Annotated in this window: 24 protein-coding genes and 1 pseudogene; 14 read left to right on the top strand and 11 right to left on the bottom strand. The window is 63.8% G+C overall.

Annotation, left to right across the window (positions count from 1 at the left end):
* Positions 1-153: 153 nt before the first annotated feature.
* Positions 154-1,128 (top strand): hypothetical protein, encoded by a 975-nt coding sequence (locus tag BX591_RS26965; RefSeq protein ID WP_111934375.1) that lies wholly within the window; start codon positions 154-156, stop codon positions 1,126-1,128.
* A gap of 72 nt (positions 1,129-1,200) precedes the next feature.
* Here BX591_RS26965 and BX591_RS26960 read toward each other — a convergent pair whose 3' ends face one another.
* A complete protein-coding gene (locus tag BX591_RS26960; RefSeq protein WP_338068908.1) occupies positions 1,201-2,202 on the bottom strand; it encodes a YkgJ family cysteine cluster protein in 1,002 nt (333 codons plus the stop codon).
* 633 nt (positions 2,203-2,835) lie between these two features.
* On the opposite strand from BX591_RS26960, the gene BX591_RS26955 reads away from it, so the two are divergent.
* Complete coding sequence (locus tag BX591_RS26955) at positions 2,836-5,001, top strand: M1 family metallopeptidase (protein ID WP_111934373.1); 2,166 nt, start codon at positions 2,836-2,838, stop codon at positions 4,999-5,001.
* A 127-nt stretch (positions 5,002-5,128) separates the two neighbouring features.
* Here BX591_RS26955 and BX591_RS26950 read toward each other — a convergent pair whose 3' ends face one another.
* Both BX591_RS26950 and BX591_RS26945 read right to left on the bottom strand, forming a co-directional pair.
* The gene (locus BX591_RS26950) at positions 5,129-5,776 is read right to left on the bottom strand and encodes a glutathione S-transferase family protein (RefSeq protein ID WP_111934372.1); all 648 of its coding nucleotides are present in this window, start codon (positions 5,774-5,776) and stop codon (positions 5,129-5,131) included.
* 43 nt (positions 5,777-5,819) lie between these two features.
* Entirely contained in the window at positions 5,820-6,935 is a 1,116-nt protein-coding gene (locus BX591_RS26945; protein ID WP_111934371.1) for an alkene reductase, read from the bottom strand.
* 322 nt (positions 6,936-7,257) lie between these two features.
* Between BX591_RS26945 and BX591_RS26940 the strand changes: the two genes are divergently transcribed.
* From BX591_RS26940 to BX591_RS26925, 4 genes are all read left to right on the top strand, one after another.
* On the top strand, positions 7,258-8,202 hold the full coding sequence (locus BX591_RS26940; protein ID WP_111934370.1) for a metallophosphoesterase family protein: 945 nt from the start codon (positions 7,258-7,260) through the stop codon (positions 8,200-8,202).
* 33 nt (positions 8,203-8,235) lie between these two features.
* Positions 8,236-8,580, top strand: coding sequence for a cupredoxin domain-containing protein (locus BX591_RS26935; protein WP_111934369.1), 345 nt, complete (start codon positions 8,236-8,238; stop codon positions 8,578-8,580).
* Between the two features lie 428 nt (positions 8,581-9,008).
* Positions 9,009-9,782 carry a hypothetical protein gene (locus tag BX591_RS26930; protein WP_111934368.1) on the top strand — a complete coding sequence of 258 codons (774 nt, stop codon included), beginning with the start codon at positions 9,009-9,011 and terminating at the stop codon, positions 9,780-9,782.
* A gap of 67 nt (positions 9,783-9,849) precedes the next feature.
* Positions 9,850-10,911, top strand: a complete 1,062-nt coding sequence (locus BX591_RS26925; RefSeq protein ID WP_111934367.1) for a GGDEF domain-containing protein — start codon at positions 9,850-9,852, stop codon at positions 10,909-10,911.
* A 10-nt stretch (positions 10,912-10,921) separates the two neighbouring features.
* Here the strand turns inward: BX591_RS26925 and BX591_RS26920 are convergent, their stop codons facing one another.
* On the bottom strand, positions 10,922-11,131 hold the full coding sequence (locus BX591_RS26920; RefSeq protein ID WP_111934366.1) for a DUF1289 domain-containing protein: 210 nt from the start codon (positions 11,129-11,131) through the stop codon (positions 10,922-10,924).
* 82 nt (positions 11,132-11,213) lie between these two features.
* Between BX591_RS26920 and BX591_RS26915 the strand changes: the two genes are divergently transcribed.
* Positions 11,214-11,342: a phytochelatin synthase family protein gene (locus BX591_RS26915; protein ID WP_244147129.1), complete on the top strand. Its 129-nt coding sequence runs from the start codon at positions 11,214-11,216 to the stop codon at positions 11,340-11,342.
* Between the two features lie 20 nt (positions 11,343-11,362).
* Here BX591_RS26915 and BX591_RS26910 read toward each other — a convergent pair whose 3' ends face one another.
* The 5 genes from BX591_RS26910 to BX591_RS26890 form a co-directional block, all read right to left on the bottom strand.
* Positions 11,363-12,013 carry a glutathione S-transferase family protein gene (locus BX591_RS26910; protein WP_111934365.1) on the bottom strand — a complete coding sequence of 217 codons (651 nt, stop codon included), beginning with the start codon at positions 12,011-12,013 and terminating at the stop codon, positions 11,363-11,365.
* Between the two features lie 142 nt (positions 12,014-12,155).
* Positions 12,156-12,545 (bottom strand): VOC family protein, encoded by a 390-nt coding sequence (locus tag BX591_RS26905; RefSeq protein WP_111934364.1) that lies wholly within the window; start codon positions 12,543-12,545, stop codon positions 12,156-12,158.
* A 99-nt stretch (positions 12,546-12,644) separates the two neighbouring features.
* Positions 12,645-14,288 carry a glycogen synthase GlgA gene (glgA, locus tag BX591_RS26900; RefSeq protein WP_111934363.1) on the bottom strand — a complete coding sequence of 548 codons (1,644 nt, stop codon included), beginning with the start codon at positions 14,286-14,288 and terminating at the stop codon, positions 12,645-12,647.
* Positions 14,289-14,601: 313 nt separating this feature from the next.
* On the bottom strand, positions 14,602-16,074 hold the full coding sequence (locus tag BX591_RS26895; RefSeq protein ID WP_111934362.1) for a sodium:solute symporter family protein: 1,473 nt from the start codon (positions 16,072-16,074) through the stop codon (positions 14,602-14,604).
* On the bottom strand, positions 16,071-16,286 hold the full coding sequence (locus tag BX591_RS26890; protein ID WP_111934361.1) for a DUF3311 domain-containing protein: 216 nt from the start codon (positions 16,284-16,286) through the stop codon (positions 16,071-16,073). Before BX591_RS26890 ends, BX591_RS26895 begins: the two co-directional genes overlap by 4 nt.
* A 298-nt stretch (positions 16,287-16,584) precedes the next feature.
* Here BX591_RS26890 and BX591_RS26885 point away from each other — a divergent pair, with 298 nt between their 5' ends.
* From BX591_RS26885 to BX591_RS26875, 3 genes and pseudogenes are all read left to right on the top strand, one after another.
* The gene (locus BX591_RS26885; RefSeq protein ID WP_111934360.1) at positions 16,585-17,262 is read left to right on the top strand and encodes a MarC family protein; all 678 of its coding nucleotides are present in this window, start codon (positions 16,585-16,587) and stop codon (positions 17,260-17,262) included.
* Between the two features lie 30 nt (positions 17,263-17,292).
* Positions 17,293-17,556, top strand: a pseudogene (locus tag BX591_RS26880) (class II glutamine amidotransferase); the annotation flags it as partial.
* 31 nt (positions 17,557-17,587) lie between these two features.
* Positions 17,588-18,448 carry an MBL fold metallo-hydrolase gene (locus tag BX591_RS26875; RefSeq protein ID WP_111934359.1) on the top strand — a complete coding sequence of 287 codons (861 nt, stop codon included), beginning with the start codon at positions 17,588-17,590 and terminating at the stop codon, positions 18,446-18,448.
* A gap of 14 nt (positions 18,449-18,462) precedes the next feature.
* Here the strand turns inward: BX591_RS26875 and BX591_RS26870 are convergent, their stop codons facing one another.
* Positions 18,463-20,211 carry a cobaltochelatase CobT-related protein gene (locus tag BX591_RS26870; RefSeq protein ID WP_111934423.1) on the bottom strand — a complete coding sequence of 583 codons (1,749 nt, stop codon included), beginning with the start codon at positions 20,209-20,211 and terminating at the stop codon, positions 18,463-18,465.
* 11 nt (positions 20,212-20,222) lie between these two features.
* On the bottom strand, positions 20,223-21,446 hold the full coding sequence (locus BX591_RS26865) for an AAA family ATPase (RefSeq protein ID WP_111934358.1): 1,224 nt from the start codon (positions 21,444-21,446) through the stop codon (positions 20,223-20,225).
* 373 nt (positions 21,447-21,819) lie between these two features.
* Between BX591_RS26865 and BX591_RS26860 the strand changes: the two genes are divergently transcribed.
* From BX591_RS26860 to BX591_RS26845, 4 genes are all read left to right on the top strand, one after another.
* Positions 21,820-22,929 (top strand): porin, encoded by a 1,110-nt coding sequence (locus BX591_RS26860; RefSeq protein ID WP_111934357.1) that lies wholly within the window; start codon positions 21,820-21,822, stop codon positions 22,927-22,929.
* 213 nt (positions 22,930-23,142) lie between these two features.
* The gene (locus BX591_RS26855) at positions 23,143-23,592 is read left to right on the top strand and encodes a sugar dehydrogenase complex small subunit (RefSeq protein ID WP_111934356.1); all 450 of its coding nucleotides are present in this window, start codon (positions 23,143-23,145) and stop codon (positions 23,590-23,592) included.
* A 2-nt stretch (positions 23,593-23,594) separates the two neighbouring features.
* Positions 23,595-25,229, top strand: coding sequence for a GMC family oxidoreductase (locus BX591_RS26850; protein ID WP_111934355.1), 1,635 nt, complete (start codon positions 23,595-23,597; stop codon positions 25,227-25,229).
* A gap of 2 nt (positions 25,230-25,231) precedes the next feature.
* Positions 25,232-26,518, top strand: a complete 1,287-nt coding sequence (locus BX591_RS26845; RefSeq protein ID WP_111934354.1) for a cytochrome c — start codon at positions 25,232-25,234, stop codon at positions 26,516-26,518.
* Positions 26,519-26,790: the final 272 nt, after the last annotated feature.

Raw genomic sequence — 26,790 nt, 5'->3', positions numbered from 1 at the left:
CGCTGGTTTTTGGCGGAAAGCCAATGCCGGGACGTGAAACGATTGTGCATACCTGATGCCTGCGGCACCGTCGCCACACACCGATTCAACCTCCGAACAACTACGGCAGCGCTGGAAAAAGCGAACCGTCTCTCACGCACGGTGAGGAGCAACGTGAACCTTTTTCCTTGCACGCTGGTTTATGTGGATGATGATGCGAAGCCCGGTCCGAATTCGACGAACCGCGATCCGCTGTCTTACGTTAGCCAGGCGATCGGCCTGAATAACAGCTTGCGGCGCGTCGGCATGCCCGCACTGACCATCATGACGAATGCGCCGGCGCTGGTCGAGCAGCGGCTCGGCGGTATGCCGCCTGAGCATCGCCCGGCCGTGACGAAGCTCGCCGCGACCATCGAGTTGCCGAAGAACATGCCGTTCTACGCCGCGCATTTCAAGCTCGACCTGATGGACCAGGTGGCCGCGAGTTTGCCCGAAGACTCGATGATGCTGTTGCTCGACGCCGACATGGTCGCGCTGCTGCCGCTCGACCGGAGTCTGGTCGAACGTTGCGCGGAAGCGGGGCTCGGTGCGTTCGATATTTCGGATCAGGTTTTTCCGGCGTATGGCAGCGAGAGCGTGGTCGAGGATCTGGAGATCGTCGCGGATCGGCGCCTGAAAAATCCGCGCTGGTACGGCGGTGAGTTTCTGCTCGCGACGCCGGCTTCACTGCGTCGACTGGTGCCGCGTGCGCGCGTCTATTACGCGCGTTATCTCAGCGAAAGCGGGCGCCTCGAACATCACGGCGACGAAGCGTTCATCTCCGCGGCGCTCAATACGCTGGTCGACGAAGGGCAGGTGCTGATCGAGGTCGGGGCGTACCAGGCCGTGGGCCGCCACTGGCCCGGCAACAACTATCGCGACGTGCGGTGGTTTCGCTGCTGCTCGTTCGTTCATTTGCCGGGCGGCAAGGCGCTGCTCGAAAAGGAAGCGCGCTTCGGCGAGTTCGCGCCGGACCGTTTCTGGCGGCGTATGCGCGTGGCGCATTTGCGTGGCCGCGTGCGGCACGCCTTGAAGCGGATTGCCCGGATGCTGAGTGTCGGGCGGCTTGCCATGTGGTCCGCCTACGCGGCCCGCAGCGTGAAGAGTTAGACGCGCGAACGGCGCGCTGAACTCTTCACCGGAGCGTTCCTCACGCGACGCGGACGCGCTCCACGTCCACGATCACGCCGGTTCCTCCGGGAAATAACCGTGATAGCGAAAGTGCGCATCTGTCGCGGGCTGGCTGAGGCGGCCGGTCGCGCCGACCGACAGCAAGGTTTCCAAGGTCGCAGCGCGGTTCGAGACGAAGCTCCACGGCGCGGCTGCCGGCGGCTCGTCGGCGGATGTCGCGCTAACCTGCTGAAGCGCGGCGCGTAGCGCGTCGCTGTCGGGGGCATAGATCACGAAACCTTCGTTGGCGAGCGCCGCTTCATTCAGCCCCAATGCCAGACACAATTGCACGCGCAAGGCGGCCTCGCGTTCGCTGGCGCGGCGCGACTCGCCGATCAGTTCGCGGGTCGTCTCGTCGACCAGCACACCGTGCCGTTGCAGCGGCGTGTGCTGCCACGCCTCCGGCGGACAGGCCTTGCTTTCCGGCGCGAGCGCCACGAACGGATTGATTTCCGCCGGATAGATCCGGCACACCAGCGGCCGCTGTTCGTAGATGCCGCAGCGCATGTCGCTGCCCAGGTTCGGGCAGGCGCCGGCAAACGCGGCAACCAGCAAAACGGAGACGCGCACGGGCAAGGTGCCGCTCATCGTGGCCGCCGAACGTGCCTTCTTGTAGGCCGCCTGTTCGTTGCCGGCCTCGGGCTCGACCGGCCATGGAATCGCCTCGCACAGCAGCTCCATCTGGCCGCCTCGCGCGAGCCACGCGGCCGCCTCGGTCAGCGTCAATGGCAGGCGCAAATCATGGCAGCACTTACCGCATGCCGTGCATTCAAAGTTGATATCGTCCACCCTGTGATTCCCTCTACAAAAGTCGGTGTCGTGCTTGGTCGGGACGGGCGCAAGATTCTGACAGCGGGTCGAAAATAAATTGCAGGTCGGCCGCACGGCTGGATGATGCATCCAGCTTGCGGTAAATGGCAGGCCGCCGTGGGATTTATTTGTTTTGTCGCGGCAGGCGGCCGGAAAATCGTCGGGACACGATTGAAAGCGGGCCACAGTGTGGTGCGAACGCACGGTGCGCGGCCTTCATGGATGAAAGCTTTCGAAACGAGATCGTCAGCATGGTCACTTGCATCGCGCTCGTTCAGTTCGACAGGTTCAAATTAAAGCGGCATTCGACTCGATTGAAAGTCGTTGCTCGGAATAGCACATTCTCTGCGAATAGAAAAATAAAATTTTCCGTAGTGACGGAGCGTATGCCGTCGTTTAGAGGATTAACTCTCGCGATTACCTGATCCATTCGATCTGCATACGTCATAGGCAGTACGTGAAATATTTTGAAAGAAAGTTGACATGAGAACGTCTGCCAAACTAGGCTACGCACTGTCGTCGAAAACTGATCCCGCTTTGATGCACCTGCCCGGAGACGCAGGTGAGGCGCCGCTGTGCCGGGTCAGGTGGACGATGGCGTAAAAGCCAGGAAAAGCCAGAAAAAACGGTTCAAGCCGTCATTCTGAAAGTATCGTTCTGAACAGAAGTCGTCATTTAAAAATCAGCCGTTAGTGCTGAGGGCGCAACACGTCCATTTATTCTCGCTAGCAATTCGGTGCTAGTGCGGGAGACCTTTTTTGCTGAAAAAACAGAGAAACACAGCTCAAGTACTCATCGCACATTCTTTATGCCGATATTGTCAGTCGAGGATTAAAAATGCGTATAAATTTCCGATTGCAGATACAGTGCCTCGCACTTGCCGGAATCGTGGTTCTGGCGGGATGCGGCGGCAGCGACGGTTCGCCTTCGTTGAGCAGTAAAGCGGCGCAGCCTCCGGTCGCCGCGTCCGAAGCCGCGTTAAGGCCGCCGCCCGCACCGATCGTTGCCGATACATCGATCAACAAGGGCGTGTCGCCGGTCGAGTTGCCGGACACCGTCACGCCGATCAACTACAAGCTGTGGTTCCGGCCGAACCCGGCGCTGTCGTCGTTCGACGGTCGCGCGGACGTGCAGATCAAGGTGCAGAAAGCCGTCAACGCGATCACGATCGCCGGCCACCGGATCAAGTTCACCAACGGCACGATCACGCTGCAGCCAGGCAACATCCCATTGATCGCCACGCCGCAGGACGACGGCGATTTCTATCAGTTGCGCCCGGTCAGCGGTCAGATCGCCGCCGGCAACTACTCGCTGCATATGGAGTGGAGCGGCATCATCAACTTCAAGACCTACGACGACCCCGTCGCAAAGACGGGCGGCAGCTGCGGCAACGATCCGTATCCGGGTTGTTCCGCCGCCGAAGGCGTGTTCCGCGTCGATCTGAAGTCGACCGACGGCACCACCAGCGGCGCGATTCTCACGCAAGGCGAGTCGAATCTGTCGCGGCAATGGTTTCCCGGCTGGGACGAACCGGCTTTCCGGCCTACGTATGAGGTGAGCGCCGAAGTCCCGCAGAACTGGAACGTCGTCTCGAACGCGGCCGAAAAACCGGCGGTGAACGTGGATAGCGGCTACAAGCTGGTGTCGTTCGAGAAAACGCCGCCCATGCCGTCGTATCTGCTGTTCTTCGGCGGCGGCCAGTTCGATATTCTCGAAGACGATTTCACGAGCCCGCTGCCCGACGGCAAGGGTCTGCATCTGCGCATCTTCACGCCGCCCGGCATGCGTGACTGGGCCAAACCGGCCATGCAGCAGACCAAACAGGCGCTCGATTACTACTATCGCTACACCGGCATTCCGTTGCCGCTCACCAAGTTCGACACGATCGCCGCGAACGACGCGTTCAAGGAACAGAAGGACCTGAACTTCGGCGGCATGGAGAACTGGGGTGCGATTCTGGAATTCGCGGACGACATTCTGCCGGCACCCGGCACGCCGATGTCCGATTACGGCGTGACGGTGCTCACGCACGAAGCCGCGCACCAGTGGTTCGGCGATCTGGTCACGCTCGACTGGTGGGACGACGTGTGGCTCAACGAATCGTTCGCGACGTTCTTCGAGAACAAGACCAAGGTGCGTTTCTTCCCGGACCGCTTCAACTGGGTCGACAACGTGAAGGAGAAGTACGCGGTGATCAACGCCGACCTGAAGTCGACCGCGTTCCCGGTGCAACCGAACTTCAACGGCTGGGCCTCGAACGACTTCGTGCTGAGCGCGAGCGCCTTCACGTACAACAAGGGCGGCCACGTGCTGAAGATGCTGGAGAACTATCTCGGCGAAGACGTGTTGCGCAAGGGCCTGCAGTCGTATCTGGCCGATTACTCGCTCGGCAACGGTACGCCGAAGCGCTTGTGGGACGAGCTCAGCAAGGCGAGCGGCCAGCCGATGGGTGCGATCGGCGACAGCTTCGTGCGGCAAACGGGTGTGCCGTTGATCTCGCTGGATACCCAGTGCGATCTGACGACCAACCAGACGGTCGTCACGCTGAAACAGTCGCCGTTCCCGAATCAGAACCAGTATCCGGGCACGCAGTGGACGATTCCGTTGACGCTCGCTTACGGCGACGGACTCACGTCGCGCAAGACGCTTGCGCTGAAGGACACGCAAACCCAAGTGCGTCTGAACGGCTGTTCCGCGGTGCTCGCCGATCCGAGCGGTCTCGACTACTACGTGACCAACTACAGCAACGTCGCGTGGAGTCAGTTGCTCGCGCAAGGTAACGCGTTAAAGGATCCCGTGCTGCTGACGAGTCTGCAACTCGAGGCGAAGCTGCTGGTGAAGAACGGTCTGGCCGATCCGTCGCGCGCCACCAGCATCGGCTCGCTCAGTCCGGCGGCCGCACCGCTCGCGCGTCAGATGCTGATGACGGCGCCGGACACGCAAGCGCAACGTCCGGCGATCCGCTACCAGGGCAAGTTCCGCCCGAAGCCGCAGGCACAGTAAGCGGCAGGAGTGAGTAGCAGGGTGGCCCGCATCGCATCGCTGCAGCAACGCAGCGATGGGGGCCACTGCTCCAGTCTGATTTTCCACCTCGCCTCGAACAAGGCGACGCTTCACGCGCGGCGATCCATCATGCGACGGCACTCGCTCGCGTCGATACGCTCTCATACCAGCGCTTGACCGACTGCAATGCCGTCGGCACGGGCAGGTCGATCGCCTTCGCCGCGAAATCGATCGTGACCAGCGCGGTAATGTCGGCTACCGAGAAACGGTCGCCCGCTACGAACGCCGTCTGTTGCAGACGCTCGTCCAGATCCGCCAGGAAATTAATCGTGCGCTGCCGGCTACGTTCGACCAGTTCGGGAATCTGCGCGTAATCGTGCGGCCCGGCAATCGCGCGACCCTTTAAACCGGCCGCGAGATTGCGGATCGCTTCCATCACCGACGCGAAACCTTCCTGTTCCACACGCCGGTCCCACATCGCGATCAACGCCTTGTGTTTTGCAGTCGTGCCGAGAAGCGGCGCGTCCGGATAGATATCTTCGAGGTAGCGCTGAATCACCGGCACCTCGCCGATCGACGTGCCGTCCGCGAGCACCAGCGTCGGCACGACCCGCCGTGGATTGATCGCGCGATAGGCGTCGCCGTGTTGCTCGCCCTTGCCGAGGTCGACCGCGACGAGCGGGATCGTGAGGCCTTTCTCGGCGAGAAAGACGCGCACGCGGCGCGAATTCGGCGACGATACACCGTGGTACAGCGTCAATGTTTCGGTTGTCATGACAGGTTCCTTTGAACGATGTTGAAGATGCCGAACGCGCGCGTTAAGCCGCGACGCCTTCCGCGTAAGTGGAAAAGTCGAGATAGCCACGCTCGTCGCCACCCCAGAACGCTTCGCGCACGTACGGAGTCAGCGGCTGTCCGAGCCGGAAGCGCTCGGGCAAATCCGGGTTCGACGAAAACCACCGGCCGAACGCCACCAGATCGGCGTCACCGCTTTGCAGAATCTGCTCGGCGCCGTCGCGATCGAAACCACCCGCGGCGATGATCGGTCCGCTGAAAAACCGGCGCAGGAACGCGGACGCAACCGGCGTCTGTGCTTCGACCAGCGTTTCCGTGCCCATCACGCGCGGTTCGATCACGTGCAGGTACGCAAGGCCGTACTCGTTCAGCCGTTGCGCGAAGTAACCGAAAGTCGCTTCGGGATCGCTGTCCGAAATGGCGCCCCACTGGCCGCTCGGCGACACCCGCACGCCGACGCGATCGGCGCCCCACACCGAAGCGAATGCCTCGACGGCTTCCAGCGAAAAGCGCGCGCGCTTCTCGAGCGTGCCGCCGTAGGCATCGGTACGTTGGTTGGTGCCGTCCTGCAGGAACGTATCGGCGAGGTAACCGTTGGCGTTGTGCAATTCGACACCGTCGAAACCGGCGTCTTTCGCACGCGCCGCGGCGTCGCGGAACGAGCGGATCAGCGCGGGAATTTCGTCGGTTTCGAGCGCGCGGTGCGGCGAGTTCGGCACCCAGCCGTTCTGCGTGAACACGGTCGTGTCGTAAGGCACCACCGAAGGCGCCACCGGCGCATTGCCCCAGCTCAGGTCGACGTGGGATTGCCGGCCGTCGTGGGCGATCTGCATGACGATGCGCGCGCCGCGCGCGTGGACCGCGTCGGTGATCTGGCGCCACGCCTCGACGTGCTCGTCGGTGTAGATGCCGGGTGCGCCGAGATAGCCGCGGCTGTCGTACGACGGATGCGCGCTTTCGGTGATCATCAGTCCGCCCCCGGAGGCGCGCTGCCGGTAGTACTCGACCATCATCGCGCTGGGGCTGTCGTCCGGCCCGGCGCGCAGGCGCGTCATCGGGGCGAGGACCACGCGATGGGACAACGACATCGGCCCGACGTTGGCCGGCGACAGCAGTTTCAATTCGGAAGGAGCGTTCATTTTTTTAGCAGTATGTGTTTTCGGTATGGGGCGAGTTGTTCGTCGTCACTTTGGGTGTCTCGTGAGCGGCGTCAAATCGTTGGCTTGAATGCAATTTAGAGGTTCGGCAGCCAGAGGAAAAAGACTTTATAAGCTGGTAGGCATGCTTCGAAGGTATGGGGTCAAAGAAGAAAATGCACTTCGCCGACCTCGCCGGACGGCGCGCACTCAACAAGTTGGAATAAAACCGACACCTCGCCGGTCATGCGTGACGAACCGAGTCGCGACACCCGCCGGATGATCCGGCGGTCCGTTCGCGAGTCTTTACCCTGAGGTGGTCACCATGTCGTCACATCAACCGTTCGACGCGTCACGTCGCAACGCGCTCAAATGCCTGGCATTCGGCAGCGTGGGCACCGTGTTCGTGCTGGCGGGCGGGATTCTCACGCCCATGGAACTGGCGCTCGCCGCCGACGCCGGAACGTCCGCCGCGAAATCCGGCGTGCCGCTCTTTCTGCAGATCAGCGACTCGCATATCGGCTTCAACAAGGAGGCCAACCCGGACGTGGCGGGCACGCTGAAGCAGACCATCGACTTCGTCAACGCGATGCCGGTGAAACCGGCGCTGACGATCCATACGGGCGATATCACGCACCTGTCGCGGCCGGCGGAATTCGATCTGGCGGCGCAGCTCTTGTCCGGCCTGAACATCACCGAGTTACACACGGTGCCCGGCGAGCACGACGTGACCGACGGCGCCGGCACCGAATACTTCAGCCGTTTCGGTCAGGCTTCGGACAACAAGGGCTATTACAGCTTCGATCATCAGGGCGTGCATTTCGTCGCGCTCGTCAACGTGATGCATTTCAAGCCGAACGGCCTGGGCGGTCTCGGCGACGACCAGCTCGCGTGGCTCGACAACGATCTGAAAGGCCGCTCGTCGAGCACGCCGATCGTGGTGTTCGCACACATGCCGATGTGGACCATCTACGAACCGTGGGGCTGGGGCACCGGCGACGCGGGTCAGGCCATGAGCTACCTGAAGCGCTTCGGCTCGGTGACGGTGCTCAACGGGCACATTCATCAGATCGTCTCGAAGGTGGAGGGCAACATCACGTTCCACACGGCGCGCTCAACGGCGTATCCGCAGCCGACCGCCGGCAACGGCCCCGGTCCCGGCCCGCTGACGGTGCCGAGCGATCAACTGCCCCGCATGCTCGGCGTGACCAGCATCAAGATCGCGCACCATCCGCTCAAGGCAACGCTCGACGATACGACGCTGGTCTGATCCAGCGCGCTTTTCACATTCAGGAGTTCGACCATGCAAATCCTTACCCTTCGTCGCGTGTCGCGTGTGCTGTTGCTGGGCGCGAGCCTGTTCGCGGTGGCCGCCGGTTCGTCGGTTGCGCGCGCGCAGACACCGGGCGCCGTCGTCATCAAGAATTTCATGTTCTCGCCGATGGCGATGACCGTTAAAGCCGGTTCGACGGTGACGTGGAAGAACCTCGACGGCGAGCCGCACACTGTGGTGAACGACGCGGGCTTGTTCCGTTCCGCCGCGCTCGATCAGAACGACACGTATCAGTTCAAATTCGATAAGCCGGGCGTGTACAAGGTTTTCTGCGGGATTCATCCGACCATGAAGGAGACCATCACGGTTGAATGAGGTCGCGGGTCGGGTCTGTTCGGTATGCTTTCGCGGGTTGTCTTGCACCACTGTGTTTCAAGCACTGCCCGCGAAATTTTACGGTTCGGCACGGCACCGCTGCGGTGCAGGCCTGGTTGTTGCGTCTATGAGTGCCATCGAACGCAGTCGAGAGCCGTTCGCCCGGCCGGGCCTTGTTCCGGCGGGCACAAGCGCGCCGGGCGGTTACCCGGTGGCGCGTCCGGCGACGGGTAGCCCTGGCAGGTTTTACCAGCCGGCCCGACGCCGACAGCTCTCGCAACGATGGCGTTTAAAGCGCAGCATTGCCGTGTTGTCGCTATCCGATAAGCGGGGTAAATTCTTCGAACGACCCTGCGTCGGCTCGGCAAGGTCGCGCGAAACCCCCGTCTGCTTAAACGTCAGACATCAGGATGACGGAGCGTATTGCGATGTACCACGATACCGACTTGCCCAATCTCCCCGTTTCTCCGCTCGACGAACCCGCTCCCGCCGGCAAGGCGTATGGCCGGCCGGCGCCGGCCGTCGCGCCGCCACGCTTCGGCCGGCTGGCGATGGGCGTCGCCACCGCCGGCGCGTTGGCCCTCGGCGTGTTGGGGACGGTCGCGTATGGCGTCTGGTTCAATCACGATCAGCAGGCCTACGCCGAAGCGATCGCAGGCGCGCGCCAGGCGCTCGGCGCGAGTGCGCCGGTGGCGGGAGGCAGTGCGGCCGGCACGCTCACGGCGAACGCAGGCAGGGCAAACTCTGCGACACAAAACGCGGCAAATGCCGCCGCTGCAGCGCCCTCGGCACCGAACCCGACCACCGTCGTACCCACGGCGGGCGGAACGTCCAGCGAGGCACAGGCGGAGCAGGGTGGCCGCCTCGCATCGTGGTCCGGCGAAGTGGCACGACCCGCCACGTCAGATCCGCAACTCGCCGGCGCGACGGACGTTGCGCCGGGCGCGTCGCCGTTGTCGTCGTCATCGGCAGCGGGTCGCCGTGCAACCGTCGCGACGGCTCCGCCCACCCTGCAACTCGCCGCCGCCAGGCCCGCCAAAGACCCACGGTCCGCCGACGCCCGCGCCGCATCCCCCTCCGAGCGCCACGCCGCGAACACCCGACCCAAAAGCCTGTTCGCCCGCATGGGGCAGTTTTTCCACCGTGTGAGCTACCGGCAGCATGGCAACGCAAGTCAACAAGACATCTACTCCCACCCGTGAGCGTCAGCGCACCTGGCGCGGCCGAGCGAAACGCGCTTTCGCGACCCGCTTTGCGCCGGCGCCGGCCATGCTGGCTGCCGTCTCGCTGCTGTGTCTGCTGATCGGCCTGCTGTATCTGGCGTTGCAGATCAGGACGATCTTTTCCGATCAGGTGAAACAGGACTACGCGGGCCTCGTGCTCGACGCGGTGCAACGCGCGGAGGGCGCGCGCGCCGTGGTCGGCGTGTGGCAGCAGGCGCCGGGCGATAGCCGGCATGCGGCGCAGGGTGTCAGGCTCGCGCGCGCCGAGCTGGCTCAGCGCCTCGATTCGCTCGCGGCGCTCGTCAATGCCAGCCCGATCCCCGCGCCACGCATGCCGCCCGGGGCGCTCGCGGCCGATGCGCCGCTCGGCGGCGTCGACACATGGCTCGCCACGGTGTCGACGTTCTGGCGTGCTCAACACGACGTGGACAGCGCCGACGTGCGGCTGCGCATCGCGCATGTCGCGAACCTGCTGATCGCGTTGGCCGCGTTGCTGTTTTGCCTGCTGCTGGCCGCACTGGGTCTTTACGCCAAACGTAACCGTCAACTGGTCGGGCAATCACAGGAGTTCGAGCAGGCGGCCTTGCACGATCCGATGACCGGGTTGCCGAACCGCCGCAAGCTGTTCGCCACGCTCGAAGAGGCTGCGGAAAACTGGCATGCGCTTGTACGTGGAAGCGACCCTGCGGTTTCGCCGCCGTACAAGATCGCGGTGCTGTACGTGGACCTCGACGGTTTCAAGCAGATCAACGACTCGCTCGGTCACCGCGTCGGCGATGATTTTCTGATTGCCGTGTCGCGGCGCTTTCGTGTCTCGGTGCGCAAAGGCGATGTCGTCGCGCGGATTGGCGGCGACGAGTTCGCGGTGCTGGTGCGGGAATTTTCGAAGGCCGCCGAATTGGGCGAGATCGCCCAGCGCCTGATTGCATGCGTGATCGAGACCGACACGCAGATGGGCATCGGTTCGGTCAGCGCCAGTGTCGGCATTGCGAGCTTTCCCGATCTCGTCGACGATTATCAGCGGCTGGTCGCCGCCGCCGACGAAGCGATGTACCACGTCAAGCGCACCGGCAAGAACAGTTTCGCGTTCGCCGTCCCGCCCGCATGAGCGCTGCCGCTCAGGACCTGTGCGCCGCCGCGCGGGGGCCGTGAATCTGCGCTTGCGCCGTGACTTCCCGGTGGTTTTTTTGGGCAATGACCTGCAGGCGCAGGTCGTCGGTCATGGTTTTCCACCCGCGAATTTCGTCGCGTGTGCGCAGGCATCCGATGCAGAAGCCGGTCGCGCCGTCGAGTCTGCAGACATCGACGCAAGGTGACGGGATGGTCATGCTCAAACTGTTGATTCCGTTGAATGGATTTCGATGGCGACGGATCTTACCGCACCTGGCCGTTGAACACGGTGAACACATAGTGGCGCGCGACAGGTACCCGGCGGTGTGGGTGCCGGTGGCGCAGTTGTACGCGGCGGCGCTGGCGGTCGACGACCTGAGCGGGTTGTCGCGCGGCGGGCTCGGCCTGGTCGGCAGGCGGCAGAGCTGAAGTCGGGCCCGCCGCACCGGTCAATCGTTCGGGTTAAGCCACTCGGTGAGCCCTTCGCGCGCATTCAGTTCGATGAACGACGGTAGCGCGCGCAACCTCTGGATATAGCTGGCGAGATGCGGCCAACCGGTCGCGGGTCGCGGCTGATTGCGGGTCCAGCGCATCAGCATGAGGGCCAGAAAATCCACTGTGCCGAGCTTGTCGCCGATCAGGTAGCCCGGCTTGCCGGCCAATTGCGCGTCGAGCCTGTCCCAGGCCTGCGAGAGCCGCTGCGCCGCGAGTGCGCGCACCGCCTCGGCGCCGCCGGCCGCTTCACTGTCGACATCCGCGTAGAACCAGTCGCGCATGGCGGGCAGCACCGTGTTGGCGAGAAAGATCATCGTTTCGAACCACTCGGCGCGCTCCGCGGAACCGGCAGCGGGCGCGAAGCCGGCGTCGGGATGGCGTTCGGCGAGCAGCATCAGCAGCGCGGCCGACTCGTGACGCGGCACCCCGTCGACCACCAGCGTCGGCACACGGCCCGTGGGGTTGAGCCGCAGATAGTCCGGCTCGTGCTGCTGGCCGATATTGATATCGACGAGACGGGCTTCGAATGCGACGCCCAGTTCGATCAGCATCCAATGTACCGCCATGCTGGCCGCGCCGGGCGAATAGTAGAGAACGTAAGGCATCGGTGCGCTCCGGATAGTTGTGCGATTGTTGTGGCTGGACCCGGCCGTAGTCTAGCGTCGTTTATCGCTGCGGCGGCGTGGTAACGCGGGTGCTCGCCGGAACGGATGTATGGGCGTGTCGGAGTCGGGCGTGACGTGGGTTTCAACGCCACGCGGCATGCTGCAGCACGATTCGATAGCCATCCGGATCCTCGAACGTTTTGCCCTGACGATCCCAGTAGGGGTTGGCGGCTTGACACGGCGTCGCGCCGAATGCCCGAAGCCGTTCGAGCGCGGCGCGCCATTCGTCGAGCTCGGGCAGATAGAGCGCGAGAAGATGTTCGTGAGTCGGCGCCCGTTCCACGATGACACCGTGCTGATGCGTGAATTCAAGATGCCACGGAGCGTCGCGCCGTCCGACGACGACGCCGTCGAAACCCTCGTGATCGTCGAAGCGTGCCAGCACGTCGAAGCCGAGTCCACGCGTATAGAAGTCGACGACCGGCTGGAGCTGGTTGGTAGGACGAGCGACGCGGAGCACGGGTGACGGCATCGGCAACTCCATGATGACGAGTGTGCCCGCGAGCTTAACGTGCGCGACGCGGAGTCGGGTGGTTCAACCGTGGCCGCGTGGGGTTATTCGGCGCGCCGATCACGCACTACGCGCCATCTCCCCGACGGCGGTGTTGAACCCCTCGTCCGCACGAGCGGCCTGGCGTGTCCCAGCCGCGGAGCCCGCTGCGCGAGCCCGAACCGGTGTCTTGCGAACGCGCGACTCGCGCAACGCGGGGCGTGCATCGACCATTTCCGCATACAGCGCGAGATAGTTCGCGGTGGAGCTTTCCCAGCCGAAATCGCGGCTCATCGCGTTGCGCTGCAGCGCATGCCACGACGCCGGCTGCACGAACGCGGCCAAGGCCCGTCCGAGCGCATGCACGACGTCGTCCACCTGTTCCCCGTCGAACAGGAAACCGGTCGCGCTGTCTTCGCCGTGCATGAGTCGCACGTCGCGCGGCTCACGCGGATCGGGCGCTTCGAGCGGCAGGTAATCGACGATCGTGTCCGCCAGTCCACCCACACGCGACGCCACCGGAATCGTGCCGTAGCGCATGGCGTAAAGCTGGGTGAGTCCGCAGGGCTCGAAGCGGCTGCCGTGCAGCAGCATGTCCGCGCCCGCGTGCAGCATATGCGCGCGCCGTTCGTCGTAGCCGATCTGCACGCCCACCCGCCCGGGCCATGCCGCCGCGAGTTGCTGCAGCGCCAGTTCGAGCAGGGGCTCGCCCTGACCGAGAATCGCGAACTGCAGACGGGGATGCCGTTCGAGCAGTATCGGCAACGCGCGTACCACGACATCGGCGAGCTTCTGTTCGGTCAGCCGGCTGCCGATCGCGACCAACGGTGCGAACGGATCGCGCGTCAGCCCGAACGCCTGTTGCAATTCGCGCTTGCAGGCCTGCTTGCCGGCGGTGTCGTCGACGGAATAGGGACGGGCGATCTGCGGATCGGTCGCCGGATTCCACGCCACCGTATCGATGCCGTTGACGATGCCCGACAGTTTGCCGGCCTGTGCCTGCAACACGCCTTCCATGCCGTGGCCGAAGCGGGGCGTCAGAATCTCGCGCGCATAGCGGCGGCTGACGGTGTTGACGCGGTCGGCGTGGACAATCCCCGCTTTCATCATGCTCAGTGAGCCATAGAACTCGATGCTGCGTTCGTCGGATAGCGCGGGCGCCAGCAACTCGGACGGCACGCCGATCCAGCCGCCCATCGCGAGCGGATGGTTGCCCTGGAAGGCCAGGTTATGAATCGTGAAGACGCTTTTCGCGGCGACACCCGCCAGCCGCATATAAAGCGGCGTGAGGCCCGCATGCCAATCGTGCGTGTGCACGATGTCGGGGCGCTTCAGATTGCGCACGCCGCGGGCGATCCGGGTCGCCGCCGCGGCGAGCGACGCGAAGCGCGTCAGGTTGTCGAGATAGTCGCGCCCGTGCGGATCGCGGTACAGACCTTCGCGGGCGAACAGGTGGTCCATTTGCAGCAGCAGCACCGTGACGCCGGTGTCGGGCATCCGCGCGCGCAGCAGCCGGGCGTCGCCGCCGGGCAGGCCGGTCATGCGCGCGACGGGCGTGACGTCGAGGGCGCGCTCGAGCGCGTCGGGGTAAGCCGGCATCAGAATCGAGACATCGACGCCGGCATCGCGTAGCGCGGCGGCGTAGGCACTGACCATGTCGCCGAGGCCGCCGGATTTGGCGAGCGGCAGGGCTTCGGAAGCGACGAGAAGAACGTTGAGCGACAAGATGGCCCCCAGGGACACAGTTTTTTTTGCACTTGCACAGTGCGTTGGGATTCGGCGATGAGTCTGCTGAGCAAGGGGTGTGCCCGAGGTGGGCGGGAGATTCGCGCTGTGGCCGCGGGTTTGTGTTGCAGTGCGGGCCGCTGTATTGCGCCGTGACGTTCGCGCCGGAACGCCGGCGGTTTTTTCATTCTTATGTAGATTTGACATTCTGCGCGCAGCCGTTTTTCCGGCGACCCGCGTAGCCGCCGTGTAAACGGAAAGGGGCTGTCGCCGACGGCGACAGCCCCTTCAACGCCTGCTCGAAAGCAAGCTTTTAATGCACCGGCGCGTGCGTCTGTTCGACCGGATGCGACTGCGTCACCGCACTGACCAACGCAAACACGATGATGTTCACCGCGAGCGCCACGAAGCCGATGTTGACGTCCTTCAGCATGTCGGGCAGGAACGGCATCAACTGGCCCACGCTCAGGTGCATCGTGGTCGTGATCGCGACCACCGCCACGCCGGCGAGAATCCCGCAGAACGCGCCTTGTTTGGTCGCGCGGTTATGCGGCCGCAGGCTGCAGATCACCGCCGGGAACAACTGCGTCACGAAGCTGTAGCCCATCAACAGCAGGGCCACGATCGTTTCGCCGCCATGCAGCGTGAAGCCGACCGCCACGAGCGCCACGACCGGCACGAGCAGTCGCGCCAGATTGGTCACCGTGGCGTCCGACGCGTTGCGGTTCACCATGCCGCGGTAGACGTCGTTGGCGAGCAGCGTGGAGGCCGAGGTCAGAATCATCGAGCCCGGCACCAGCGCGGTCAGAATCCCGGCCCCGCCGATCACGCCGACAAACCACGGGTCGAAAGTCTGCAGCGACAGACGGAACAGCGACAGGTCGATATCGCCGCCCTTGAGGCCCGGCACTTTCAGGGTCGCGGCGAAGCCGACGAAGAACACGAACAGCAGGATCAGCTGGTACAGCGGCAGCACCATCGCGTTGCGGCGGAAAATGCGTTCGTCCCTCGCGGTGAAGATCGAGCCGAAGGAGTGCGGCCACATGAAGAAGCCCAGCGCGGTCAGCAGCACCGTCGACTGGAACCAGGTCACGCTCGAGCCCTTGGCCGGGAACGTCAGGAAGCCGGGGCGGGCGGCGTCGATCGCGTGGAACATGTCGCTGAAACCGCCGTAGTAGTGAATCGGCAGATAGATGCCGAGGAACACCACGATCGCGAGGATCAGCGTGTCCTTCACCACCGAATTCCATGCCGAGCCGCGCACGCCGGAGACGATCACGTAAGCGGTCACGACGGCGGCGCCGATCCAGATCGCCGTGGTCGACGAAATCGCGCCATACGACGCAGTCGCGACGATAATGCCGAGCCCCTTGAGTTGCAGCACGAGGTACGGAATCAGCGCGGCGACACCCACCAGCGCGACCAGTGTGCCGAGCGCCGGGCTGTCGTATTTGCGCGCGAAGAAGTGCGGTTGCGACACCAGCCGCTGGTCTCGCGCATAACGCCAGATGGGCGGCAGCATCCAGTAGGAGATGATGTACGCGAGCGTGCCGTACGCGAGAATGTAGTAGACCGGTGCGCCCTTGCCATAGGCGAAACCGCTGCCGCCGAGGAAGGTGAAGGTGGTGTAGATCTCGCCCGCCATCAGCAGGAACACGAACGCGGTGCCGAAGCTGCGGCCGCCCACCGTCCATTGTTCCAGGCTCATGTCGTGGCCGCGCCGCGCGCGTATGCCGAGGTACAGCGCGAACAGCGTAATCGCCGCAATGATCAGCAGGGCGCTCATGGGCGGACCTCCTCGCCTTCGGCGGCGAGTTGACGGTTGGACGGATCCAGACGATAGACGACTGCCATGATGACCGCACTGAGCACGACCCACATGACGATCCAGGCCAGCACGAACGGCATACCGAGCATCAGCGGCTCGACGCGATTCACAAAAGGAACGCCGAGCAGAATGCCGACGAACGGCAGCGCGGCGAGTACACGAAGCAACATGGGGGCAACTCCTCGAACCGGTAAGTATGTCTCGTTGAAAGTGCGGCTTCGCTGGAGACTGTATGCCTGATGCTTCGGGTACGTAAAGTAAGTCAAAAAAGTGTAGGCTTTCCGCAAGTTGCGTGCGCATCCTTTTTGCGCTGTTTCGCGCGCTGCTTGCTGCGCTGCAATGCGCGGCGTCGAGTGCGGCGGGGCTGTGGCAAGGTGCCGGCCGCGCACTTTTTGCGGTGCTGGCTGGCGCGCCGCGATATGATCCCGGTCACGCGACGCGAGCAGTCGTTCATCACGGAAAACGCATATGGTCGAAAGTCTGATCTCGGACATTCTGTTTGGCTTCACCGGGCTGATCAGCATCATCAACCCGATCGGCATTGCATTCGTCTTCCTTGACCGGACTGCGTCGTTGACCACCGAGGAGCGCACCGCGCTCGCCCGCAAGATTGCGATCAACGTGATCTGCGTGCTGCTGGTGGCGTTCTTTATCGGCACCCCGATTCTGCATTTCTTCGGCATTTCAATGCAGGCGCTGCGCATTGGCGGCGGCCTCGCGGTCGCGGTCGGCGGCTGGCAGATGCTCAACGCGCCCGACACCCAGCCGGCCGAGCAACCGGCGGTAAAACGTGTCGACGCGGACAACGCCATGTCGAAGGCGTTCTTCCCGTTCACCATTCCGCTGACTACCGGGCCGGGCTCGATCGCCACGGCCATTGCGCTGACCGCGAACCGCACGCACAAGCTGTCCGAGTTCGTGCTGTCGAGTATCGCGTCGGTGGTTATCTCGCTGCTGGTGGCGCTCACCGTCTATCTGGTTTATAGCCGTGCGGTGATTTTCGCCCGTTACCTCGGCGTGGAAGGCACCAAGGTCGCCATGCGCGTCTCGTCGTTTCTGCTGTTGTGTATTGGCGTGCAGATCATGTTGACCGGCTTCTCCGAATTCCTGATTCCGATCGCGACGTTGCAGCCGGTGGTCAAGTAGATCACGTGGATCAAGCCGGAGAGAATCCGATCCGACGGCGAGCAGACCGTCGCGGTGCGCTATTCGAAAGAGGGGGCGTCGCGGCCGCTCTTTCGCCGCACGTCGTTTCATTATCTGCACGAGTTGTAGCCGGACGACTCGCGCATCACGGCGGCCGGCGACTTCGCGTTTCTCGTGCGGTCCGAACCGCTCGCGGGTCTGCCGGGCGGCTGGGAGGAGATACCCGAAAGCACGGCGGTAGTGGCGCGCGGCGGCACGATCGAGCACTATCCGTTCAAGCCGCAACTGGCGTGAACCCAGCAGGATGAGTCGCATGGAGCAGAGCATGAGCCCGTTGATCGAAGCCTTCTACGACGCCACGACCGGCACGTTCACGTATGTCGTGTTCGCCGCCGAAGGCTCGGCCTGCGCGGTGATCGACCCGGTGCTCGACTACGATCCGAAGTCCGGGCATACGTCGACGGCGTCGGCGGAACGCGTCGCGGACTTTGTCGAAGCTCATGGCTTGCAGGTCGAATGGTTGCTGGAAACGCACGCACATGCCGATCACGTTTCGGCGGCGCCGTATCTGAAGGACCGGCTGGGCGGCAAGATTGCTATCGGCAGGGATATTTGCGTCGTGCAGGGCGCGTTCAAACGCATCTTCAATCTGGCCGACGAGTTGCGCGCGGACGGCCGCCAGTTCGATCATCTGTTCGCGCCGGGCGAGATCTTCAGCATCGGCGAATTGCGTGGCGAGGCGCTGCATGTGCCGGGTCATACGCCCGCGGACATGGCCTACCGGATCGGTGATGCGGTATTTGTCGGCGATACGCTGTTCATGCCCGACCTGGGGTCGGCGCGCTGCGATTTTCCGGGCGGCGATGCGGGCACGCTCTACGAGTCCGCGCGCGCGTTGCTGGCGCTGCCGCCGGAGACGCGGCTGTGCATGTGCCACGACTATCCGCCGCCCACGCGCGAGCCGCGCTGGCAAACCACGGTGGCCGAACAGCGGCGCGACAATATTCATTTGCGCGACGGTATGAGCGAGGCGGCGTTCGTCGCGATGCGCAACGCGCGCGACCGCACGCTCGGCATGCCGACGCTGATTTTGCCGGCCATCCAGATCAATATTCGCGCGGGCGCGCTGCCGGAGCCGGAGGCAAACGGCGTGCGCTATCTGAAGATTCCGCTGAACGCGTTTTGAACGGCTGAGTTGCGTTAGCGTTTCAGCAGCATCGTGCTCAGCACGGAAAACACCGTCGACGGTAATTCCGCAAGACGGCTCACCACCACGTTGTGCGGATAGAAATCCTCCACGGCGTCGGTCAGCACACCGATCCCCACCAGTTCGATGCCGCGCTGGCCGATCGCCGCCACGCGTTCGCGCAGATCGCTGCGTAGCACTTGCGGGTCGCCGTCGCCGGTGGACGGATAACCGTCGGAGAACACCATCAGAATGCGCCGGCCGGCCTGATGATCCGCCAGCCGCGTCGCCGCCCACGCGAGCGCTTCGCCGTCCGGGTTCTCGTGTCCGCAGTCGATCCGCGCAATGCCGCTCAGATCCGTCGCGCCGAAGCGTTTGTAGACTTTCAGGTCGAGCCGCTCGACGAAGCGGTTATAGCGCCGCAAGTCCGCACCCGCCGCGCGCTGCCGCTGATAAAGCTGACGCATCGGCTCCGATTCCACCGAGCAGTAGCCCAGCACCTCGCAATCGAACGACAACTGCGTCAGCGCATCGCACAACGCCGTCGCGCATTGGCGCGCGAGTTCGATCTTGCGTCCGGCCATCGAGCCGCTGCGGTCGATCAGCAACGTGACCGCCACGTCGCGCCCCTTGTGCGCCCGCTGCGTGCGAAACGGCGTGCGATACCCCGGCGAGGTGGCGAGTTTCGCGAGCGCGGTACGGTCGATCTCGCCGCGCTCCTGCTCGCGGCGCCAGCGCGTGCGTTCGTCGGCGCTCAGCGCACGTTCGAGTTTTTCCTTCAGCGGCGCGGTGTCCGCCCGGGCTTGCGCGCGTAGTTCACGCCATGCCGCGCTATCGCCCTGGCCGGTGAGGTCGGCGATCTCGTCGAATTCGGTGGCGAGCGGCAAGGACAGTTGTGCGCGCACCGTGTTGGCTACGGCGGCGCCGGCTTCGCCTTCACTATCCGCCGAAGGCTGCTGCGCGTCGCCGGGCGATTGGCCCATGCCGACCGCGTTTTCCGCCTGAGCGCCGCCGCTGCGATCCGACGGCGGCGAATTCGCGCTGTCGTGATCGGGCAGTACCGTGTCGTCTTCGTCGTCGAGCGGCGCGGCCGAACTCGCGGCCGTTTCCGTGTCGATGTCTTCGACCGGGTCGGCGGTGAACACCATGCTGTTCACGTCGCCCGCCGACAACGCGCGCACGCGGGCCAGCAACGCTCGCGCCGTTGCGATGCTCTGCGCGGTCGAGCGGCTGCCGCGTGCTTCGTGCAGCAGGTCCTGCGAGGCATGCAAGGCGGCGAGCAGCGAATGGACCGCTTCGGTTCGCGTCGGCGATTCGTCCCACAACGTACGCTCCACCAACCAGGCCAGCCGGTCGCGCCAATGCAGTTTGGGCCAGCGCTGCCGCACACGTTCGGCAGCATGCACGCGCAGTTTGCCGATGAACCAGCGCGCGCCCGGATACTCGTCGAGCAATTCACCGCACACGCGACGGTCGTCGATCACCTGCGCGAGTTTCGCTTCGATACCGGCCGGCAGCGCGTCGAGTTCCGCGAGCGACGCGTGCTTGGCGCGCGCCACCAGCAGATCCAGATAGCCGATCAGCACATCGCGTTCGATGCCGCCGTTCAGCTCGTAATCGGGAATCACGATCCGCCCAGGTTCCACGCGCGGCCCGTCCGGACTGAACGCGACCGTCACGCCGTATTGCCCCGTCAGTACACGGGCCACCTTGCTGAGCGTGGATTCGAAGGTGAAGCCACGAGTGTCGTGCGTAGCGTGCATCGTGCCCACGTTCAGGCGGCCGGCGCGATGTGATGGCGAATGATGCCGCGAATCAACGCGGCGTCTTCCGGACTGACCTTGGCGTAGATGGCCGGTCCCGCCGCGCGTTCGGGGTCGCCGGTGCGCAGCATCAGTTGGGCCCAGTCGAGCAGACGCCGCGTCGAGAATGCGCTCGACAGGTCCTCGCGCGCGAATGCCGCCCGGCAGTCGGCGGCAATCGCGGCGAGCGTGGTGGCAAGCGTGCGCGTCATGTGTGGGGCGAGGGTGCGGATCAGCACGTCGGCTTCTTCGGCGGGCGACAGATAGTCGAGCATGTACACGCGCCAGCGATCGAGAAACGCCTCGTTCATCAGATTGGCGCCCTGATACAGATGGCGGAACTGGCTCATCGCGCCGACCGCGTTCGCGGTGGCGAACAGCCGGAACGCCGGATGGGGCGCCACGATCTCGTTGCCTTTCTCCTTCAGCACGAGGCGGCCGTGCGGTTCGAGCACGGCGGTGAGCGCGGCGAGAATGGACGGTTCGGCGAAGTCGATTTCGTCGACGATCAACCACAGGCCTTCGCGCATTGCGGTGGGCAGCACGCCGTCGACCCACAAGGTCTCGCCGCCCTTGACGGTCCAGAAGCCGACGAAATCGCCGACCGTGGTCTGCCCGTTCATGTTCGAACGCAACACGCCGTGCCGCGAGCGCGCCGCGACCTGTTCGATCAGGCTCGTTTTGCCGGCGCCCGTGTGGCCGATCAGCATGACGCGGCGGTTCTCGACAATATCCTCGACGATATCGCTGAAGCGCTCGGAAAACAGATACGCGGAATTGACGCGCGGCACCAGCGGGCTATCGAGGCCGCAAGGAACGTCGACATGACCGATCCGCACGCTCCCGTTCACGCCTTCCGCGTGCCGCTGTTTCGCCGCCGCCGTGAGCGCGGCGGCGCGTTGCAAGGCGGGCATGAAGGCGATTCGTTCGGCTGTGTCCTGCTCGGTGTCGGCGTTGTCGATATCGATCGCGAAGCCTTCGCGGCGCCACTTCTTCAGCTTGGCGCGCAGATTTTCCGCGTCGACCACCAGATCGATATCGACCGCGCCGGTGCGCTCGCCGTTGTCCGTGCCGTGTTCGAGCCGGTAGTTTTCGGGGCGGTCGGCGACGCTGACGCGCCACCATTCGGCGCCGTTCTCCGTTGCGCGTTGGTAAAGGCCAAGGTGTTCGTCTTCGGTCAGTTCGGGCGCATTCATGGCGAGAGATAAAGGATCGATAACGGTTAATACGTTTCTATTTGGCGCGGACGTCTTGAGCACCTATCTTATCTTGAGCAGCTTTCGATCGCCCTTTTGAGTGGCCATTTAATGTCGAGTCCGCTGTCCGCAAAAGTTTATTGCGTCAAACGGATAGGCTATCGGCCGCGTATCCCCTATAGTTCGACCGCGCGAGATGTAGTTTTGCAACATCTTTCAATCGTTCGATCCATCGTCGTTTTCGAACCCCGCTTTAAACCGGCGTTCCCGGCAGTCGCTGCATGAGCGCGGCCGGCGCTGCACCGAGTAGTTTCGATTCATCCGCATTTGGCTTTGCCCTCCCTCGCGATACAAAACAACTCACGGCAAAACAATGAGACTACCTGCAAAATTAATGGCGACCCTCGCGGTCGCGGCCAGTCCGCTGGCTTATGGTCAAACCAGCGTGTCGTTATATGGCCGCCTCGATGCGGGACTGGAATACCTGAATCACATCGACAATGCCGCAGGCGGGAGTTCGAGCCGCTGGAGCGCCGAGGGCGGCGATTGGGGCACCAGTATGCTCGGCCTCAAGGGCAATGAAGATCTGGGCGGCGGCCTGAATGCGATCTTCAACCTCGAAACCGGCCTGCAGGTGATGAACGGCACCACCAGCGGCGGACGCCTCTGGTCGCGGCGCGCGTTCGTCGGCTTGAAGAGCGAAGAGTGGGGCACGCTGCAGGCGGGCCGCAATCTGTTTATCGATAGCGACGGCGTGTGGGAATTCGATCCGTTCGTGCAGCAGGCGTTTTCGTCGGCCTCCCTGGTGCGTGGTCGCAACTGGCAGCAGACCAGCAACAACGTCGAGTATCACAGCCCGGTGTTCTGGGGTTTCGACGTGCAGGGGCAATACTCGTTCGGCAATCAGCCGGGCGCGTTCAACAGCGGTGCGAACGGCGAGTTCGGCCGCTCCGACGGCATCATGCTGACCTATCACTCGACGCTGTTCGACGTGCGCGGCATCTACGACGAACTGCGCGACGGCAACGGCCGCTTCAGCAATATCTTCCAGGCGTCGCGCGAATATTTCGTGGGCGCCAACGTGCATTTCGATGCGGTGAAGATCCAGGGCGCCTATACGCATTACTCGGCGCCCGACTCGCCGGCCGGCGTGGCCGACAGCGCGGATCACTACTGGCTGGGTGCGACCTACAACTTCCAGCCGCGCTGGGCGGTGACGGCGGGCGGCTACTACGTGAAGGTCGGCGACGGCAGCGGCGACGCCGCCCACGACCCGTCCGGCCACGCGATGATGTACCTGCTCGGCACCACCTACAACCTGACGAAACGCACCTTCCTGTATGGCACGGTGGGTTACGTGCGCAACGGCGGCAACTCGAACTTCTCGCTCGAAGCGTCGCCGCGCGACTCGGCCAGCAACACGAGTCCGCTGGTCGGCGAATCCCAGACCGGCGCTTATGTCGGCATGCTGCATCAATTTTGACGCTGCGCGATAAGCGGCATGGAACGTGCTGTGAGCGAACGGCGTTTGTACACGGCGGCACCCGCAGCACCCGCGTCATCCGCGTCATCCGCGTCACCCGCAACAAGCATTGAAAAAAACGCCTCACAAGGAATACAACAATTGACTCCACACGATACGCACGGTGAGTCCCGCGACGGGACAGCCTTCGCCGCGAGCGGTGAAGCGTCGAGCATGACGCGGCGCCGCTGGCTCCAGGGCGCGCTCGCGTTAACCGCTGCGGGCCTGACCGGCTCGCTCGCGCTCAAGGCGCTCGCCGACGACACCTCCGCCGCGCCCATCGACGCCTTCATGAGCCTGTCGCAATCGCTGACCGCCCGAACCGCGCTGAATCGCGACGTCGGCGCGCGTCTGCTGGCCGCGTTGCAGAAGTCGTCGGCCGATTTCGCGCGGCAATTGCCGAAGCTGGCCGGCGCGCTTGCCAACGGTTCCGCCGACACATCGCAGCAGGCGCTGGCGCTGAAGATTCTCGAAGCGTGGTACCTCGGCACCGTCGATACGACCGTCGTCACGTACGAACAGGCGCTGATGTACGACGTGGTCTCCGACACGCTGATCATCCGTTCGTATTGCCCTAATAAGCCCGGTTTCTGGGCTACCAAACCGATCGAAAGGCAAGCCTGAGCATGGCCGATTCACAAAATCAAACGCAACCCAAGACCCAGCAGGCCGATATCGTGGTGGTCGGTTCGGGTGTCGCGGGCGGGATCGTCGCGCATCAGATGGCGCTGGCCGGCAAGTCCGTGATCCTGCTCGAAGCGGGGCCGCGCATGCCGCGCTGGGAGATCGTCGAACGCTTTCGCAACCAGTTCGACAAGTCGGATAACTCGGCGCCGTATCCGTCGAGTCAATGGGCGCCGCATCCGGAATACGGTCCGCCGAACAATTATCTGATCCTGAAGGGCGAGCACAAATTCAACTCGCAGTACATTCGCGCGGTGGGCGGCACGACGTGGCATTGGGCGGCGTCCGCGTGGCGCTTCATGCCGAACGATTTCCACATGAAGACCGTGTACGGCGTGGGCCGCGACTGGCCGATGGAATACGCGGAACTGGAGCCGTACTATCAGCGGGCCGAAGAGGAACTCGGCGTGTGGGGCCCGGCGGACGAGGAACTCGGTTCGCCGCGCAGCCAGCCGTACCCGATGGCGCCGCTGCCGCTGTCGTACAACGAGCAGACCATCAAGGGCAAGCTCAACGCGTTCGATTCGCGCTATCACGTGGTAACCGAGCCGGTGGCGCGCAACAGCCGTCCGTACGACGGCCGCCCGACCTGTTGCGGCAACAACAATTGCATGCCGATCTGTCCGATCGGGGCGATGTACAACGGTATCGTGCACGTCGAGAAAGCGGAGCAGGCCGGTGCCAGGCTGATCGACAATGCGGTCGTCTACAAACTCGAGGTGGGGGCCGACAAGCGCATCGTCGCGGCTTTGTATAAAGACCCGCAGGGCAACGAGCATCGCGTGGAAGGCAAGTACTTCGTGCTAGCCGCGAACGGCATTGAAACGCCCAAGATCATGCTGATGTCCACCAGCCACGATTTTCCGAACGGCGTGGGCAATAGCTCCGACATGGTGGGCCGCAATCTGATGGACCACCCCGGCACCGGTGTGACCTTCTACGCCGACGAAAAACTGTGGCCGGGCCGGGGACCGCAGGAAATGACTTCGCTGATCGGTTTCCGCGATGGCGCGTTCCGCGCGACCGAAGCCGCGAAGAAGATCCACCTGTCGAACCTGTCGCGTATCGATCAGGAAACGCAGAAGATTTTCAAACAGGGCAAGCTGATCAAACCGGCCGAGCTGGACGCGCAGATTCGCGACCGCGCGGCGCGCTTCGTCGAATTCGATTGCTTCCACGAAATCCTGCCCGCACCGGAAAACCGCATCGTGCCGAGCAGGACGGAGACCGACGCGATCGGTATTGCGCGTCCGGAGATTACGTATCGCATCGACGATTACGTGAAGCGCGGCGCCGTGCATACCCGCGAGGTCTACGCCAACGCGGCGAAAGTGCTGGGCGGTACCGAGATCGAGTATCAGGACGAATTCGCGCCGAACAATCACATCACGGGCGCGACCATCATGGGCAGCGATCCGCGCGATTCGGTGGTCGACAAGCATTGCCGCACCTTCGATCACCCGAACCTGTTTATCTCGAGCAGCGCGACGATGCCCACCGTGGGCACCGTCAACGTGACGCTGACCATCGCGGCGCTGGCGCTGCGCATGGCCGACCAGTTGAAGAAGGAAGTTTGAACGTGCTGAAGAAGACCTTTTTCTGGCTGCTGGCCGGTGCCTTGACTCTGCCTGCGTTGGCGCAAGCGGATGCGTCGGTGAACGGCAACGACACCGCGTTGATCAAACGCGGCGAATACCTCGCGACAGCCGGCGATTGCATGGCGTGTCATAGCACGGTAAAGGGCATGCCGTTTGCCGGCGGCTTGCCGCTGAAAGTACCGATGCTCGGCACGATCTACTCGAGCAACATCACGCCAGACCCGCAAACGGGGCTCGGCACATGGTCGCTCGACGACTTCGATCGCGCGTTGCGCAAAGGTGTCTCGAAGGACGGCCACAATCTGTATCCAGCCATGCCGTACGTGTCCTACGCGAAGGTCAGCGACGACGACGTGAAGGCGCTCTATGCCTATTTCCGTTACGGCGTCGCACCGGTGAATCAGGCCACGCGCGCGAGCGACATTCCGTGGCCGCTCAACATGCGCTGGCCGCTGAGCGCATGGAACTGGCTGTTTCTGACGAGCGGTCCGTATCAGGCGAAGTCGAGTCAGAGCGTCGAATGGAATCGCGGTGCGTACCTCGTGCAAGGCCTGGCCCATTGCAGCACATGCCATACGCCGCGCGGCGTCGCGATGCAGGAAAAAGCGCTCGACGAAACCGGCGGCGATTTTCTCGGCGGCTCGGTGCTGGCGGGCTGGGACGGCTACAACATCACGTCGGCGACCAACAGCGGGATTGGTGGATGGACCCACGCGCAGCTCGTGCAGTATCTGCGGACGGGCAGCGTGCCGGGTCTCGCGCAAGCGGCCGGGCCGATGGGCGAAGCGGTGGAGCACAGCTTCTCGAAGATGACGGAGGCTGATATCGGCGCTATTGCTACTTACGTGCGCACGGTGCCTGCTGTAAGCGACGGCAGCCGGCAAGCGCGCGGCACGTGGGGGCAGCCGGCCACGGACGTGACGCGGTTGCGGGGTGTGGCGCTGAGCGACGGTACGCTCGATCCCGCGCGCTTGTATCTCGGCAATTGCGCGACCTGCCATCAGGCGCAAGGCAAGGGCACGCCGGATGGGTACTACCCGCCGCTACTGCATAACACCACGGTGGGGGCATCGAATCCGGGGAACCTGGTGCAGGTGATTCTGCATGGCGTGCAGCGCAAAACCGAGGGTAATGATGTCGGGATGCCGGCGTTTGCCACGGAGTTGAATGATGCGCAGGTTGCCGCGCTTGCCAATTATCTGACGGCGCAGTTTGGGAATCCGGCGGCGGTGCAGGTGACGGAGAAGGATGTGGCGAAGCTGCGGTGAGTTGAGTCCGCGTTGAACGCCGCGCACGGTTGATCGACGCGTGCGGCGTTAGAACGTTAGAAAAGGGCATGCCGGGTTTATCCGGCATGCCCTTTTTCGCGTTTGGCTGATGAGTTCTACGCGGAGTTGCACACGGAGTCGCGCGTGGAGCCCGGTGGACGGGGCCGGGCGTCGCGTGGTACGTGGCTTGCTCGACGTCGGTTAAGCGTGCGGCTGCGGCAGCGCTATAAGCGCCACACGATGACACGAAATATGACGTACCACGAGTGCAG

Source organism: Paraburkholderia bryophila (assembly GCF_003269035.1).
GTDB classification, from domain to species: domain Bacteria; phylum Pseudomonadota; class Gammaproteobacteria; order Burkholderiales; family Burkholderiaceae; genus Paraburkholderia; species Paraburkholderia bryophila.
Note: the sequence above shows the minus strand (reverse complement) of the source record. Positions and strands in the feature narration are given on the sequence as shown.